This is a genomic window from Mesorhizobium sp. WSM4837 (genome assembly GCF_055811435.1).
This window is the reverse complement of the sequence record NZ_JBVVQE010000205.1, coordinates 1-1,064: the sequence shown is the minus strand read 5'-3', so window position 1 is coordinate 1,064 and position 1,064 is coordinate 1. Positions and strand designations below refer to the sequence as shown.

At 59.3% G+C, this 1,064-nt stretch carries 2 protein-coding genes; both read left to right on the top strand.

What is annotated here, in order from left to right; all coding sequences use genetic code 11:
- The first annotated feature begins 69 nt into the window (after nt 1-69).
- Nucleotides 70-492, top strand: a complete 423-nt coding sequence (locus tag AC0L3D_RS36720) for a helix-turn-helix domain-containing protein (RefSeq protein WP_473647535.1) — start codon at nt 70-72, stop codon at nt 490-492.
- Nucleotides 489-1,064: IS3 family transposase (locus AC0L3D_RS36715; RefSeq protein WP_473647534.1), on the top strand; the 576-nt coding region annotated here is incomplete at its 3' end. The genes AC0L3D_RS36720 and AC0L3D_RS36715, both read left to right, overlap by 4 nt.

Below are 1,064 nucleotides of genomic sequence, written 5' to 3'. Positions count from 1 at the left end.
TGGAGTGCACCCCCAGACTGAGACAAGGCAAATCGCGGACAGTTTCCCTGCAAGAGAGGAAACTGGGGCATGGCCGGACGGCAAAGAGTTATTGATGAGGACCAAAAGCTGGAGCTTCTCCAGCGCATGGAGGCGGGCGAAACCGTCAGCAAGTTAGCCGACGAGGTTGGCATCAGTCGCCAACGACTTTACGAGTGGCGTGATCACCTCAGGTTTCGTGGTAATCTGAAGTCACGTCGGCGCGGCCGGCCGGCCAGATCGATGGCAGGAGTTGACGGGGCCGCGCAGGTGCAGAGCGCAGTCGACACGCCGGCACCTCAGGAAAAGGCGCTGACCAAGGCCAGGCGCCGGATCAGGGAATTGGAGCAGAAAGTCGGGCAGCAGCAACTCGATCTCGATTTTTTTCGCGAAGCCTTGCGGCATTTCGAGGAAGATCATCGTCGGAGCAGCGCTCCTGGCGAAACGGGATCTTCAAAGTCATCGAAAAGATGACGACCGGCCTGTCGCAAGGCGAATTCAACATCGACAGAATGTGCTGGCTCGCTGGCGTCAGCCGCGCGAGTTACTACCGTCATTGGCTGGATTCGGCGCCTCGGCGGGCCGAGACAGGTTTGCGCGATCTCATTCAGAAGATGGCTCTCGGCAACGCGCACTACGGATACCGCCGGATCGCAGCCCTGCTGCGGCGGGAGGGATGGCAAGTCAACCATAAGTGCATTCTACGGATCATGCGGGAAGACAATCTATTGTGCCTGCGCGCAAGACCCTTTGTTCCTGTGACGACGAACTCGAGGCATGGTTGGCACGTCGTGCCGAACCTTGCCAAGGGGATGATCCTCAATGGGCTCGACCAGCTGTGGGTGGCCGATATCACGTTCCTGCATCTGGCTGAGGAGTTTGCTTTCCTTGCCGTTGTCCTGGATGCGTTTAGCCGCAAAGTCGTCGGATGGGCGTTGGATACGCATCTCAGAGCAAGCCTTGCGACCGAGGCTCTCGAGATGGCCATCGCTAACCGCCAGCCCGAGCCAGGGGGCCTCGTCCATCATTCCGACCGCGGAGTTCAA